The organism is Brucella gallinifaecis (assembly GCF_006476605.1).
Lineage (GTDB): Bacteria > Pseudomonadota > Alphaproteobacteria > Rhizobiales > Rhizobiaceae > Brucella > Brucella gallinifaecis.
In genome coordinates this window covers 148,333-162,029 of record NZ_ML636805.1, presented here as the reverse complement: position 1 = coordinate 162,029, position 13,697 = coordinate 148,333, and the positions used below count along the sequence as shown (strand labels likewise).

Sequence of the window (13,697 nt, the reverse complement as noted above, 5' to 3'; positions counted from 1 at the left end):
TTGTTACACAATATCCACCCAAGAGGCAGTCATGTATCCCATTTTGTGTCACCATGCGTGACGCAATCATGCGCAGCAAAATCACACGTTGGGGCACCTACTACAATCACAGCGAACAAAAGACAAGATCGTAATGAAATGCAGCGTTTTCAACCCCTAAATTTTATATCAATCAAACAACTATTTTATCCGATTAAGTAAGTATTCTTCGAATGCAGCCCCCATTAAAATCCTAGATTGACTCTTTTTCAAAATGAGAACATTATAGGAACATTACCCTAGCAAACGGAATATGTTCCTTAGTGTCTATGCACTCGGGACAGGTTTCGTGCGCTCTATTTTCTGGAGTTAGGAATGCGTCTGCCTGAGACGATTGAACGGCTTTATCTCGACTTTGACGGCTTCTTCGCGTCGGTCGAGCAGCAGTGCGACAAACGTCTGCGCGGTCGGCCAATTGGTGTTGTTCCTTTTGAAGGCACCAATCGGACCGCCGTGATCGCCTGCTCAAAAGAAGCAAAAGCAATGGGCGTCAAGAATGTGATGTCGATCAAGGACGCATTACGGGTCTGTCCTGATCTTGTGCTCGTACCGCAGAAGCCAGACCTTTACCGGCGTGCTCACAACGCCCTGCTCTGCGAAATCGAAACTGTCATTGCAATTGATACAGCCAAAAGCATTGATGAGCTGACATGCGTGCTGGATGACAGCGGCAAGCGTGATCCTGAATTGCTGGCAGCAAAGATCAAATCTGCCATTGCTGAAAACATCGGCCCATACATCACCAGCTCAATCGGTTTTGCCGCCAACCGTCAGCTGGCAAAGATCGCATGTAAAGCAGGAAAAGACGAAAGCAAACGATACGGGCATTATGGCAACGGTCTTGCAATCTGGTGGCCGTCAATCATGCCAGATCCGCTATTGCGTGTTGAATTGGAAGATATCCCCGGCATAGGCAAAGGTATGGCCAAGCGTCTCTACCGCAATGGCATATTTACAACCACGCAGCTTTACGCAATCCAACCCAAACACATGCGAAAGATATGGAAGAGCGTCAACGGTGAGCGACTTTGGTACGCCTTGCATGGCTATGACATTCAGGCACCGGTTCAACAGCGCGGCATGTTCGGCCATGGACGCGTGCTGCCGCCTGAAGCGCGTTCAATAGACGGCGCTTATGAAATATCACGGCTGTTACTAACAAAAGCCGCAAGACGGTTACGCCGTGAGAATTATTATGCATCAGGCTTGTGGCTATGGCTGTCGGTGCGTGATGGCTCATGGTTTGGCAAACATCATCTGCCAGTCGTCAATGACGATCAGGCCATTCTTGCAGCGCTTCGGATGCTCTGGGATCGCGTAAAGCTCGATCACCCAGGAGGCGTAACGATCTTTCGGGTTAGCGTCACCCTGTATGATCTGTCACCAGCCGATGAGAGGCAGGTTGATCTGCTCGATAATGACGATGAGCTGCGGCAGAAATGGGAACGCGCAAACGAAGCGGTTGATAAGCTTAACTCTAAATACTCCAGCACGATTGTCAGTATGGGAGAATGGAAGCCACCAGCAGGCGGTCATGTCGGTGGAAAGATCAGCTATGTCCGCATTCCATCGGCTGAGGACTTCTGGTGATGGGCAACTGGAAGACCAAGATCAAGGTTGGTGATCTTGGTGACGATCAAAGATTGGAGATGATCTGTAAAAAGTGCAGACGCCTTACCTATATAAATAAGCAGTTAATCTGCCAGTCAGTGGATCGATCACAGCAATATCTGGATGAGATCGAGGCGAAGGCACGATGCAAAGCACGTGGCTGCAACGGTAAAATGCGTATGGCAATGGAACGATTGAAAGAGCTAAGCGGATTTGTAGGAGGACTGGCTTGATAGAGCAGCCTGCAACCATATTGCAGTCATTGATTGATGGTAAGCAGATTAAATCAGTCACCCTGAATTTACCAATCCGGCGTGATCGATGTTTCCGTGATGGCTATATGAGAATTAATCGCAAGGTGGTGTGCGGTTATATTGTGCGGGCTTACGCATATGGATGGATACAGGACGCATTAATCGTCACGGACATGCCTGAAATTGAATTACAGAATATCCTTGATGATCTGTTTGTGACCGAAAGAAATCTTTTCTTCACCCCGTAAAAACCGCCCACATCTTCTTCCCGAAGGTGGCAAGCAGCCGACTGAATGAAGCGGCTGCGAAAAATATGAGCATGACTGCACCAACACCATGCACTCGCCAGCGGTTGAAGTCTGCCACATTCATTCCTTACGTTTAAACCGCCTTGTAACGATTTCAAACAGCTCGTCACTGATCCACATGCCGCAGACGCCAACGACAAATGCAGCGGCGTGAAGCCCAATATTTGATCCATCATCCGGTGACAGTGGGAAATTCACAGCTCTGAGATAATGCACAATCGGCCCGGTTAGATAACCAGCCACCAGAGCGCCGCAAATGGGATGCGCGTTTGTTTGGAGTTACCCTGACATGATTTTGTAAGTTTCTATTTGACAAAAGTAGATTAACATTTCAGATGCTCTAAATTCGAAAGGCGTGAATTCCAAATGATCAGGTTTATACTAATAGCCGCTTCTGGCCTTGTTGTTGCATGCTTTTACAATGTTATAGCAACACCATTTGTTGGCGGATTAGCCGCGGAGTTTGGTATTCGCCCAACTAAATGGGTTTCACCAACTGCTCATTTCCTGAGAGAAACTATTGACTCGCAAGAATTTCGGTTAGGTATATCTGGTGCCGCTGGAGCATTATTTTATTCCATAATGAAGACGGTATTTAAACGCTAAGGCGATCAAAGCGATTTCAATCCGCCTCCCACGACGAAAGCCACAAACGCCGCTACCAGTCCACCGATAATCATCCAATTGATGCGTGAAAGTGAAGATTGGATACCTTTGACAGAATTTTCTAATCCTGAAAATCGCGTGTCAATACGGGCTTCCATGGCTACCCATCTCTCGTCATTACGGGCGCTCTCAATTTCTCGCTGACGTTGCCAAGCCTCAAGACTGGCCAAGCGTTGATTATTGGTCTGTGTTGCTTGTTCCAGCCCGACTACGCGAGCACGAAGATCATTTTCTTCTGGCATATCGTTTCTCACTTCCAGCAACCCCGCTGTTTTCCATATGCATTATGCCCGGCAATGCCCTGCCCGGCTTTCAGATCATTGCCAGCCAGATAAACGGCAGTGTCAGGTTTAAGGCTGATTTGCCTCCATCCCGCGCAGTTGGTCGCATTGCTCGCGCATCCCGCCAAGCTGCTTGCACAAAGCAACAGCATCCATGTTGATAACTTCCTCATCTATATCCGCCCTCTTTTGGATTGCCTTTGCTGTTGCTTCAGCTGCGGCCAATGCTGAGCGCTGGCGCTCTTTCATCGTGCCGTAGGTATATCCAGCACCCAGACACAAAAATGCCGCCAGAACAGCGGCGGCGGCGAATTTCAGCCAATTGGGAATAAGCGACCAGATTACATTCATATCGCATCCACCAGCTTCTCAAGCTTGGCTTTGACCTGTGGCATGGAATAGATCGCCCAGACTGCGAGAGCGAACACAACGACCACGGAAGCCATCTGCACACGCCAATCAAGCAAACCAAGAGCAGGAAGTGCGGCCGCAGTCAGCCATGTCCAAAAGCGCGTTGTTTTAGCGACTGGCTTTTCAATAATAGGCTCTGGCAGAATTTCATTAGGCTTGGCTTCGATGATCGTATCAACGCCATAGCCTTCGGCCAGAAGAGCCTTGTCATACTCACGCGCATAGCCAGCAATCAAATCGGCCTTGTCTGTACCGTTGACGATTCTACGAGCGCCTTTGAAATCCGACTTCTGCAAGGTGATGTAATCGGACAGCTTCTTGCCGGTGAACCAACCTTCAGCCATTCCAGCAATGATAATTGGCGCCGCATATTCTGGCTTCAACAACAGCTCAGGCTTTGACACGAAATCAACGCCCAGAACCTTACCAGCTTTTTCGTAATTCACCTTCCAAGTGATTTGCACATAGCCGCGCCCGATATACGGCCAGTATTTCTTTGACCGCAGATATTTCTCACCGCCCATCTCATTGATAGGCTTCATCGTATGCGCCGTCTCATGGTACGCTGTGGCCAGCACATACGCCATTTGATTGCGCAATAGTCCACGTTCTCGACCTGCCTCAATCAAGAGGCGGGTATCGCCAAGGTGCATATTCATGGTGGGTTTTCCTTTTAGGTAAAAGAAAGCCGCCTCAGTGGGCGGATATGGTAGATTGATGATCTTAGGTCAGATCAGAGTGACGGGGATAATGTCGAGATTGGTGTAACTTGTGTTCTTTTGGGAGATGCACAGGGCTTAGTTTTATATTTCTTGACAATCTGCACGTAAAAAAACGTACGTTGGACTGATTGGGAAAAACTCTTTGGAAGTCTTCTCAAAAGTTTTCATATCAAGCAACTTTAGCTGATAATTATCTTTTGTTATCCCAGCTCTATAAACTACCGGATGCGATGCAGAAACAATGGAGGCAAACTCATGTACGCGCTCATCCCAAAACTCGGTGAATATTGCCCTAGGTGGACAATTTTTGAGAGACTGCAACGCACCATTTACAACGTCAATTTCTGCGCCTTCAACATCGAGTTTCCAGATATCAAAGGGACCGCTCGCCAAACTATCGATTGTAATCGTAGGAGTAGTTAAAAACTTAATATCATCTCCAAAGATGTGCGAGAACTTTGCGATCACAGAACTATCATATGTTGAGCCTTGGTTGTGAGTTTTCGAGACGGCTATATCAACGAATCCATCTGAGCATTTGCTTAGAGCAGCTTCAGTAACCGATATTCTGATATCATCTATTCCTCTTATTCGTTCAGCCAACCATGGCAAAGCCTCCACACATTCAACAAAAGATGCGCCAAAATGCAGGAAGTGAAGCGCCGTTAGTCCGATATTGGCGCCACCATCAAGTATCCGATCTCCTTTCCTTACAAACTTTGCCATGAGCAAGTTATCAATATCGTATTGGGGATACCGTAGAGGGGTACTTAAACATGCAGCGTATCGACGCTCGTGAAGGTTACTTAAATCCAACGTGATCTTATTGCCGTCGATTTTCAAAGTCACTTTACCATCGTCACGAAGAATATCATCAAGATCGGTGCAAAAACCAATTTCATTTTTCTTTTCAGGCGAGATAAGAAAACGAGATACCAGTTTATGAAAAATTGTCACAATTTCTTCCTTGCTTCCAACACACGCTCTAATTGTTAGATAATTCGTTAAATTGATACTACAATTATCGACAATACCTTATTGGTTTCCAAAACAATATAAGGGGAAATGTAACTTTGCTAAACGAACAGTCACAGATCATCGTTGAATTGCCCACCGACTGGCTATTAAACCCCATCGATGGCATACGCCATAGGATTTTCCTTACCAATGTTATGGGGGCACTTTCAAAGTTACACCCTTCAATTGTCGTAAAGGATGTGCCTTGGGGTACTGACTTCGTTGAAAGAACACCTCCGAAAAGTGGCGCACTTTTTTCCTTTCACTCTGTCGGTGAAGTTCATGGGGTTTGGCGCTTAAAAGAAGCTGCTATACCACCCTTGTACGCTGTAGATCGAACTGGACACTCCGGCTGGTCTGAGATTGCTAACGACAAAAAGCTGCAAGAGAAAGCGTATTCTTATGACCTAGAAAAAGCAAAAATAGTTTTAAAATCTTACAAAGAACGATTCCAGTCGGACAAACTAAGCAAATATCCGCAAGCTAGCTTATTCGATCAAGAAATTAACGACTATGTATTCATTCCTCTCCAGGTACAATCCGATCCCGTCGCTAAGTTTGCCGATATAGATGCGTTAACTATTCTCAAGACGGCATCAATGCTTTCGCTCAAAACGGGTATACACGTCGTCGTAAAAAGGCACCCGTACTGCGATAGTGACGCGATAGCAGAATTCATCGAAAGCGCCACAACGACAAACCCCTTTTTTCATACCAGCCATTCTAATATACATGATCTCATAGAACATTGTTCATCGGTTATTACTGTAAATTCGGGAGTTGGTCTCGAAGCGCTTATTCATGGAAAACCGGTTTATGCTTGCGGACTTTCCGAATGGTCTCCCGCCAGCCATCGCATAAAAGACGCTGAAGAACTTCAGCTGGCATTTAACAAAAATCAACCTGAGGTGGATATTAGGTCCACTGCCTACCTAGGATATCTTCTTTCCGAATACTGGATCGACGGTTCAGATTTTCTAGCGGTTTCGAAGAAAATGAAACGCTGCTTAAACGAATCCAAGATCAACAAAACTAAGAAAGTATCCATCGATCCTACCAAGCTAGAAGTGTGCGGCAAAATCGGAGAGTTGGAGCGCCAGTTAGCAATGCTGACAACCGACCTTAAGTACTTCAAAGATGAGAATGAGAAATTTAAAAAAACGAGCTAACACATCGAAAGTACACTCAAAAAACTCTAGAAGAATTATCTGCCGCACAGGAACTCAATGAGTCTCAATCATTACAAATTAGTGAGACCCAAAATAAGCTAGACATCTTGAAATCAGAAAACATCCGATACAAAAAACTTATCGAAAAAATAAGAGACAAGCCTCTTATCAGTGCATTTAAGCTTCTCGCAAATAAACTGAGAAATTAATCCCTCAGTTTATTTATTCAAACTATTTACGTGAAAGCATTCTTTGGCGATAATCATCTTTTAGATCTTCGCGTATCAACGAAAGAGCCCAGCGATGGGTGGCCGATTCTATCGGAGCCAAGTTATTCAAAAATTCACCATCATATTTTGTCTCGATCACTTTATGAAGATAATCAAAAATCTCGAAGTGTATGTATAAGCGTTCATCATCGAAACTTACATCCTGACCTGGCCTGCCCATTCTATAGAAATAATGTGCATCAGGAATCACCACAACAGACTGTGCCAAGCTCAGTGAAAGATATGCAAATGGCAGATCGTCAAACCTCTTCAATGAAGAATTGAATCTTAAATCATATCTATTCAAAAAGTCACGCCTGTATATACGCCTCCAAATAGAGGGTGAATTGAAAATAAAATCGGGCTTAAAATTCGTCTCATATGGGAATTTTAGAGGTAATCTTATCGGCTCATTGCCGAAAATTGTTTTACTTCCGCCACTTTCGTAAGCTTCTACGTATCCGCACTGTCCAATATCTTTGAAACCAGGAAGTACAGCATTCAATAAATCCTCGAACATATATTGAGAAACCCAGTCGTCACCGTCAACAAAGCCGACATAATACCCGCTAGCTATAGAGAGGCCAGCATTGCGCGCAGACGCACAACCGCCATTTTCTTTATGGATTACTTTAATAGTTTCCGGATAACGGTCAGCCCAGTCATCTGCAATTACGCCTGAGGTGTCTTTAGCGCCGTCATCGACGACAATAATTTCGATCTCCCGCAACGTCTGGCTTGAAAGAGTTTCCAAGCACTTAGGCAGGTAATTCTCAATGCCATACGCAGGAACTATGACCGAGACATATTTTTGAAATCCTTTCACGGACTTGGATAAGCTCAGCTCAGTGGACAGAGATCGAACATAGAATCGATCGGCGATGCAAGATAAATCTCTGTGCAATTGATAAGGCGATCTACAAAGTGAGCCAAATGCACCACAAAGATAACCTATTTTTATTTTAACCGAACCAAGTTCGGTAATAAGGTCATCTGTAAAATAGTATTCATCAGCCCTACAGAAATCGACACCATCCAATCCGAGCTTCTGAAGGGACAGCATTAATTCGTTAACGTTATTAACCGCAACATCTCCATATTGAGGAGCTACATCAATACTGCAATCCCATATAATGATCTGAGCGCCGGGGTAGTTAGCTCTGACAAACTCAACCTCTAAACCGGATCGAGCTCCTAGAAACAGACAAACTGGACGAGGTGAAACTGGAGCAGTGAAGGGACCGTAAAAATTGTTTGAAATTCGTGCCAAATCCGCTTCAACGCATGAAGCTATACCGGAACGGCCTTTCAAACTGCCAGCGACTATTTCCCACAGATACGACATTATCTTCCGACCATCATATTTTTGATTTTTCGAGTAGGTACTTTAACCAACGAGATCATGTCTCGCTTAAAGATTCGGACCGGAACCATTGAAACGTCTTTTATAATCTGTATTTTAGATTTTTGATCGAACACAATGCGCTCTACTGCGGACAATCCGGAAGGATATTTATCTTCCAAATTAACACCGACCAAAGACTTCAAAGCATGAGCATTTTGGGTGGCTGAAAACTCACAGAACTGCGCCTCGGTAATGTTCTCCGAATATCTTTCCTTATAGATCCACCACCAGCTGCTAGGTATTGTCTTAATTGAATCTAAAAATATATCAATAAACTCTGAACGCTTATTCTTCGGACATTCAGTGGCACACCAGTGCACCAATCTAGCAAGCTGCCCACATAAACACGCCCCCCCCTCGGTGGTTAATTCGCTAATATAACCACTGCCTGCAATTTGCTTTACAGAGTATAAGATATCAAAACGCGTTGCGCCTTTTGAGGCAGTAATCTGTCCAGCTCTATCTATACGATAAACTAACAAACATTCGTTGAGTAAGCCAACGCGCGATGCCCTTGCAATAGACGCCGCGTGAGGAGATACATCCTCAAAATGCACCCCTTCTGGGAATTTTTCTACGTTTTGATCAAAGAATTCTTTATTGTAAAGTCTAATTACTGCGCTCGGCTCGACACGGAACAATCGTCCTTCTCGGGTCGCGTTTGTCACTTTGAAATGGCTGCCGCCTAAGATTGAATCAATGATATCATGGTCCCCAAACTTCGAGCTACGCATAGTTAAGTTACTGAAACGTCGAGCTCTAGCAATTATGACGTCCAAACTATTCGATTCCGCCAAGCGCACCATTATTGGATAAGTGTATGAACAGGCATAATCATCGCTATCAAAAAACGTAATGTAACGTCCCCTAGCTATGGAAGCCCCCGCATTCCTAGCCGAGCCAAGCCCACCATTTTCCTTTAGGATATAAGCAACATTGAATTCGTTACTACTAATCCACTTAAGTATTAAATCATGTGATCTATCTGAACTACCATCATTTACTATTATTAGCTCATAATCATCATTAAACGACGAGACAATTGACTGAAGCGTCTCTACTACATAATTCTCCGTATTAAAGACCGGCACCACTACAGAAATTAGTGGTGTATTTTCTGTCAACCTTGATAAAAATACCTTTTGTTTTATCACGCAATTTTCGTCAATTTCTGTCATGCAGCCCTCCATATTCTTATAAGAACCGCGACAATTACACTAGACAAACCAAATGATGCCACGACAATTGAAGCCGAGGCTAAAAAATCAGATCCGTATTTTAATACGTCAAATCTACAAAGTAAGAAGACTAAAAGCCCGAAGACCGTTAGGATCAATCCATTTCTACCACTAATAGTCAACTCAACTGCCTCCAACAACGATAAATGTAATCCTATTATCCGTCGCGCGACCACATTTCAATGTCTGATGCTAATCTCTCCTTCAGCTAGCTTCACTTCAAGGGCTTCAATCCTGAATAACATCGCCTTACACGCCTCCACGAGAACAGCCGCAGCCACACCACCTGTATCAAGTGCAAGAACATCGGTAATGGTCGTGCCATCTGGCAAAGTCTTCTCTTTCTCACTGACCTGTGAGCATCCGGGAACTGCCTCTTCTGCGTCCTGCGCTATAGTTTGTATGCGCACTGGCTTAGCCCCCGAAGCCCCACCAGTGCATAGCCCGGTAATGTTAGGAGACGTACCGGGGCTTCCTTATGGCAGTAAAAAGCCGCCTCAGTGGGCGGATATGGTGGCTTGATGATTTTAGGTCAGATCAGCGTGACGGGGATTATTCAGGCCACTCAAACACCAGCAGTTCAGATAAGAATGCTTCAACCGTAGGCTGATCACGTTCACCGTTCTGCACCTTATCCAGTTCTGCCAGTGCATGCAGCCAGACTGCATCACGCCATGCGACAAAAGCTTGTGCTTCCGTTGCCCATTCTGGGATTGTCGAGTTGACGTAGCTCGCCAAGGTTGCACCGCTGTCGTATTGGCGTTCGCTGGCTTTGGCGTCAATCATCGCCTGAATTTCAAGGCGGAATACATCAACTGGATTAAGGCCGGGATGATCCGCAACCGGCGCACCATCTTCAACTGGAACCGTTTTCATGGGTGGTTTCTCGCCGTAGGCTTCAGGATGAAGAAGCGTTCCCTTCCTCCCCATACGATCCATATCGATCACTTGCTGTGTCGCTTGCATTCTAATCTTCCTTTTCATGTTCAGGGATCAACAATCCAGTGACTGGATCACAATAGGGATGAGACTTGATGAATGGATCGGCTCTTTCTGCCTTGATGAGCCAAGTAACTTCATCATTGCAGTCTGAGTCATCAGCAAAGATCGTGAACTTACCGTCTGTGATACGACCAGCATGAACATGGGTATGACTGTCGAGATTATTTACGCTGACTACGATTGCACGTTGTGTAAGCGCTGCAAACGTTCCCGGCATTTGACCAGCCGCGATATCTAGATCAACTTCTGCCTGTCCGCTGACAAGCCTTACGGTGCCCCAATCTTCAATCCCGGCTTTCGGCGCTTCTGTAGACATGTAGACGAGATATTTATTGTAAGGGTCTTTGGGATGGTCGATTTTGAACGACTTACTACCGGCTGTAAACGCACCGGGGAATATTGCCGCACCATAATGATAAAAGCGAAACTGCGCTGTAGTGCCACCTGATGTCGCCTCAATAATGGTCTGAACGTCACTTCCGACGGTTTCCATGCCAAAAATTCTTGTACCGAGTGCTGGTCCACCAATCCTAGCGTCAATAAAAGGGGAGAAATTAAGTTGTCCTACGCCCGTATTATTTCTGGCATTAGTTAAGAACATAGATGCGTTATTACTTTGTATTGAACCTGTAAAAGTGGCCCCTGACAGACTTGCTTTGCCGTTCAACGCTGTTTGTGTGGCCGCACTAACAGGCAGCCCGGTCTTTTCCTGCAAAGTCCCATCGCCCTGCACATATTGCGCATTCGTACCAGTTTCCAACGCCAGCAATGCCCTGCCAAGTGCGCCAAGGTCAATTTGTTGAGCGTCACCGCTATTGTCCGTCGTGATAACCTTGTTTGCGGCCAGCACTAAAGCCGCAAGCTTCGCAAGACTGCCGTTCGGGTCTTGGATGCCGAGCGTGACAGGATCAACCAGATCAAATGCACCATTGCCAAGGTAACGCAGTATGAACTCTGGATCACCTACGAGCTTTGCAAGGGCAAACAGGTTTCCACCAGACATAAGACGGCGTAGCGCTGCCGTCTGTCCTGTATAGCGCGAATTATCCGACTGGTAGCGAATACGTGTCTGGAATGTCCCTGCCGCTTCAGGAGGGCAAGGTGTGGACAGAACACCACTATTATCGTCTGTGATGCTCTCTATCACCAGCATGCGTCCATCTGGCGAGATAATAAAATCACCCTGCTGAATGCTGCCAAAGGTCAAAAGTGCATCAGTTGCCGTGAAATCAGTTGAGTTGGCGGTAAGCGTCAGCGTGCCGATCTGCCAGTCTGGTAAGAACTTATCGAAATTATCAGCCATTGGACTTCACCCTCCGTTTTACAACCGGCGGCGTTTTAAGCGCGGCAATCTCAGCCTGCGCTTCATTCAATTGATGCTGCACATTCATTGCATCAGACTGTATATCTTTGATTTTCTGGCAGGCACCCTCATACATCTGCATAACCTGATCGCGCTCTTGTGTGATGCGGGTCATTTCTTCTTTATGGATTTTGGACTGCTCTTCAGCCGCCAGCTCCATTTCCTTGATCTTCATCATTAAAAGCACCTTGTCATTCGCATTACGAAGACTTTGCTCTGTTAGAAAATCATTCATTGCTCTCGCTTCATTAGCCATTGCAATTGGGCTGATTTGGACGCGTTGAGGCTGCGCCGGTTGTGTTGCCGTCGTTTCAGTCATTTCTAATTGTCCTGTGAGTTAGCGCTTTGCTACGCCGAGGATATAATACCGGACCCCAAGTGGTCCGGGGAATGAATCGTCGTAGTTCCACCTGTTTGGACCATTCCAAACAATGCCCGTTGCTTGGCTCGGGGAAATATGAATTTTTAAACTGCTCTCACCAAGAACCGAAACAACGGACTGGTTAGAGAGACCGTACGCGCCCGACCCGCTCGGTATCTTATATAAAGCGGCGTAAGACTGACGCAGTACATTAGGGAAAACGCCAACAACCTTCGGGAATACCAGCATCCCTGAACCATTAAAATGAATGGTTTTGGCAACCTCCCCATACATTGCATTTGCTGGACTTTCATTAAACTGATCAGTTGGAATGAATGCCTCAGCCAATATCTGCGTTGCAGGAAAGCGCGTATCCAAAAGGATGTCATTGAAAGCTGGTGACGTATCGCTGGAACCCGGTTTTTTGATCTGGATATCGTTAAAGACCCGCCGCATCACCTGGTTGCCTCCTGAAGATGGAGGCATCAGATCATTACAATAAACCAGGTACCGTATATTGACGGCAATATTGGCACTTTCATTAAAAAATGTAACGCCGTTCGTATCCAACCGATATGTAACCAAGACATTCTGATTGGTATTATGCAACTCCCTATCAAATATCGGAACGACATAATCACGCCCTGCGATGCCAGCAATGATGTCGACAAACATGCTTTCAGTTAGGCTGACACCATATGGTGCGGGGACAAAATAGTTACCACCAGCAGGTATATTACTGATTTCATCTGCCATAATGCAGAATGGCGGATTGCGTGTACTGTCAATAATCCGCTGACGCCCGGATGAATTATCAACCGAGAAACCCGGGCGAGCTATTATAAGCCCGTTACTGTCCAATCGTACCACTTCCTGACCGGCGACAACCGGAGCCGAGGGCTTTGGGATTGGAGATTGATCCGCTGGCAGATCCCAGAATGTATAATAAATATCCGCGCTAGCTGTGTTCCAGTACGAATTATCATGTTCTGGTCTAAGCGCCAAACTGTCAGTAACTCGACCGCACCATCCATAATAGTTGTAAAATGAAGGTATCCGATTGGTTACTGATTGGGTTGCTGGAGGCCGCGACTGCCAACTATCGAAAGGTCCGTCAGACTGATCGGTCATTCTTGCAATGACGGTGCGATACTGCATCCCGATCTGATATTGACTATTAATACTGAAGGATGGGCCAAGAAACCGTCCATCGTGCCTCTTAGCTTTGGCCTCAAAAATGGGAGGTGCATCACCGGGAAACATTCTATCCAGCAGAAAATATGTAACCGTACCACCACCAACAGTATGTTGGGTAATTACGATCTGCTTAGCATTGCTGTTATTGCCTCCTACTGTATAAAAACCATACTCACCATGTAAGAAGGGAAATCTTGTTCCATCGATAGGGAAAACCCCAGGCTCTTTCATATATGAGATATTCTGATTTTCCGAATTAAACAGGTATGCACCAAAATTTGAGCTTGGCACCTGCCTGAAATCATCGGCATTATTACGCATGACTTTAACCACCGGACCTACGCCCGGCTTATGTCCAATCGCCAGATAACTCATGAAATTACC

General features: G+C 45.7%; 16 protein-coding genes. 4 read left to right on the top strand and 12 right to left on the bottom strand.

The window, feature by feature from the left end; translation table 11 throughout:
- The first annotated feature begins 354 nt into the window (after nt 1-354).
- From FHY56_RS10885 to FHY56_RS10875, 3 genes are read left to right on the top strand one after another with little or no spacing between them, the layout of a single operon-like run.
- Nucleotides 355-1,629 carry a Y-family DNA polymerase gene (locus FHY56_RS10885; protein ID WP_140905190.1) on the top strand — a complete coding sequence of 425 codons (1,275 nt, stop codon included), beginning with the start codon at nt 355-357 and terminating at the stop codon, nt 1,627-1,629.
- A complete protein-coding gene (locus FHY56_RS10880) occupies nt 1,629-1,883 on the top strand; it encodes a hypothetical protein (RefSeq protein WP_140905189.1) in 255 nt (84 codons plus the stop codon). Before FHY56_RS10885 ends, FHY56_RS10880 begins: the two co-directional genes overlap by 1 nt.
- Complete coding sequence (locus FHY56_RS10875) at nt 1,880-2,152, top strand: hypothetical protein (protein ID WP_140905188.1); 273 nt, start codon at nt 1,880-1,882, stop codon at nt 2,150-2,152. The genes FHY56_RS10880 and FHY56_RS10875 overlap by 4 nt, the downstream gene beginning before the upstream one ends.
- Before the next feature lie 120 nt (nt 2,153-2,272).
- Here FHY56_RS10875 and FHY56_RS10870 read toward each other — a convergent pair whose 3' ends face one another.
- The 5 genes from FHY56_RS10870 to FHY56_RS10850 form a co-directional block, all read right to left on the bottom strand.
- Nucleotides 2,273-2,455: a hypothetical protein gene (locus FHY56_RS10870; RefSeq protein ID WP_140905187.1), complete on the bottom strand. Its 183-nt coding sequence runs from the start codon at nt 2,453-2,455 to the stop codon at nt 2,273-2,275.
- Between the two features lie 368 nt (nt 2,456-2,823).
- On the bottom strand, nt 2,824-3,120 hold the full coding sequence (locus FHY56_RS10865) for a hypothetical protein (protein ID WP_140905186.1): 297 nt from the start codon (nt 3,118-3,120) through the stop codon (nt 2,824-2,826).
- Nucleotides 3,121-3,228: 108 nt separating this feature from the next.
- Nucleotides 3,229-3,510, bottom strand: a complete 282-nt coding sequence (locus FHY56_RS10860; protein WP_140905185.1) for a hypothetical protein — start codon at nt 3,508-3,510, stop codon at nt 3,229-3,231.
- On the bottom strand, nt 3,507-4,229 hold the full coding sequence (locus FHY56_RS10855; RefSeq protein ID WP_140905184.1) for a glycoside hydrolase family 19 protein: 723 nt from the start codon (nt 4,227-4,229) through the stop codon (nt 3,507-3,509). Before FHY56_RS10855 ends, FHY56_RS10860 begins: the two co-directional genes overlap by 4 nt.
- Before the next feature lie 144 nt (nt 4,230-4,373).
- Nucleotides 4,374-5,249, bottom strand: coding sequence for an FkbM family methyltransferase (locus FHY56_RS10850; protein ID WP_140905183.1), 876 nt, complete (start codon nt 5,247-5,249; stop codon nt 4,374-4,376).
- Nucleotides 5,250-5,365: 116 nt separating this feature from the next.
- Here FHY56_RS10850 and FHY56_RS10845 point away from each other — a divergent pair, with 116 nt between their 5' ends.
- Nucleotides 5,366-6,478 carry a capsular polysaccharide export protein, LipB/KpsS family gene (locus FHY56_RS10845; RefSeq protein ID WP_140905182.1) on the top strand — a complete coding sequence of 371 codons (1,113 nt, stop codon included), beginning with the start codon at nt 5,366-5,368 and terminating at the stop codon, nt 6,476-6,478.
- A gap of 231 nt (nt 6,479-6,709) precedes the next feature.
- Here the strand turns inward: FHY56_RS10845 and FHY56_RS10840 are convergent, their stop codons facing one another.
- The 7 genes from FHY56_RS10840 to FHY56_RS10810 all read right to left on the bottom strand — a co-directional run bounded on the left by FHY56_RS10840 (nt 6,710) and on the right by FHY56_RS10810 (nt 13,688).
- A complete protein-coding gene (locus FHY56_RS10840; RefSeq protein ID WP_140905181.1) occupies nt 6,710-8,092 on the bottom strand; it encodes a glycosyltransferase in 1,383 nt (460 codons plus the stop codon).
- The gene (locus tag FHY56_RS10835) at nt 8,092-9,330 is read right to left on the bottom strand and encodes a glycosyltransferase family 2 protein (RefSeq protein WP_158447755.1); all 1,239 of its coding nucleotides are present in this window, start codon (nt 9,328-9,330) and stop codon (nt 8,092-8,094) included. Before FHY56_RS10835 ends, FHY56_RS10840 begins: the two co-directional genes overlap by 1 nt.
- Before the next feature lie 239 nt (nt 9,331-9,569).
- Complete coding sequence (locus FHY56_RS10830) at nt 9,570-9,800, bottom strand: hypothetical protein (RefSeq protein ID WP_140905179.1); 231 nt, start codon at nt 9,798-9,800, stop codon at nt 9,570-9,572.
- A 142-nt stretch (nt 9,801-9,942) separates the two neighbouring features.
- Nucleotides 9,943-10,356 carry a hypothetical protein gene (locus FHY56_RS10825; RefSeq protein WP_140905178.1) on the bottom strand — a complete coding sequence of 138 codons (414 nt, stop codon included), beginning with the start codon at nt 10,354-10,356 and terminating at the stop codon, nt 9,943-9,945.
- Nucleotide 10,357: 1 nt separating this feature from the next.
- Nucleotides 10,358-11,695 carry a hypothetical protein gene (locus FHY56_RS10820; protein WP_140905177.1) on the bottom strand — a complete coding sequence of 446 codons (1,338 nt, stop codon included), beginning with the start codon at nt 11,693-11,695 and terminating at the stop codon, nt 10,358-10,360.
- Complete coding sequence (locus tag FHY56_RS10815; RefSeq protein ID WP_140905176.1) at nt 11,688-12,074, bottom strand: hypothetical protein; 387 nt, start codon at nt 12,072-12,074, stop codon at nt 11,688-11,690. Before FHY56_RS10815 ends, FHY56_RS10820 begins: the two co-directional genes overlap by 8 nt.
- Before the next feature lie 18 nt (nt 12,075-12,092).
- Entirely contained in the window at nt 12,093-13,688 is a 1,596-nt protein-coding gene (locus FHY56_RS10810; RefSeq protein WP_140905175.1) for a hypothetical protein, read from the bottom strand.
- Nucleotides 13,689-13,697 lie beyond the last annotated feature (9 nt).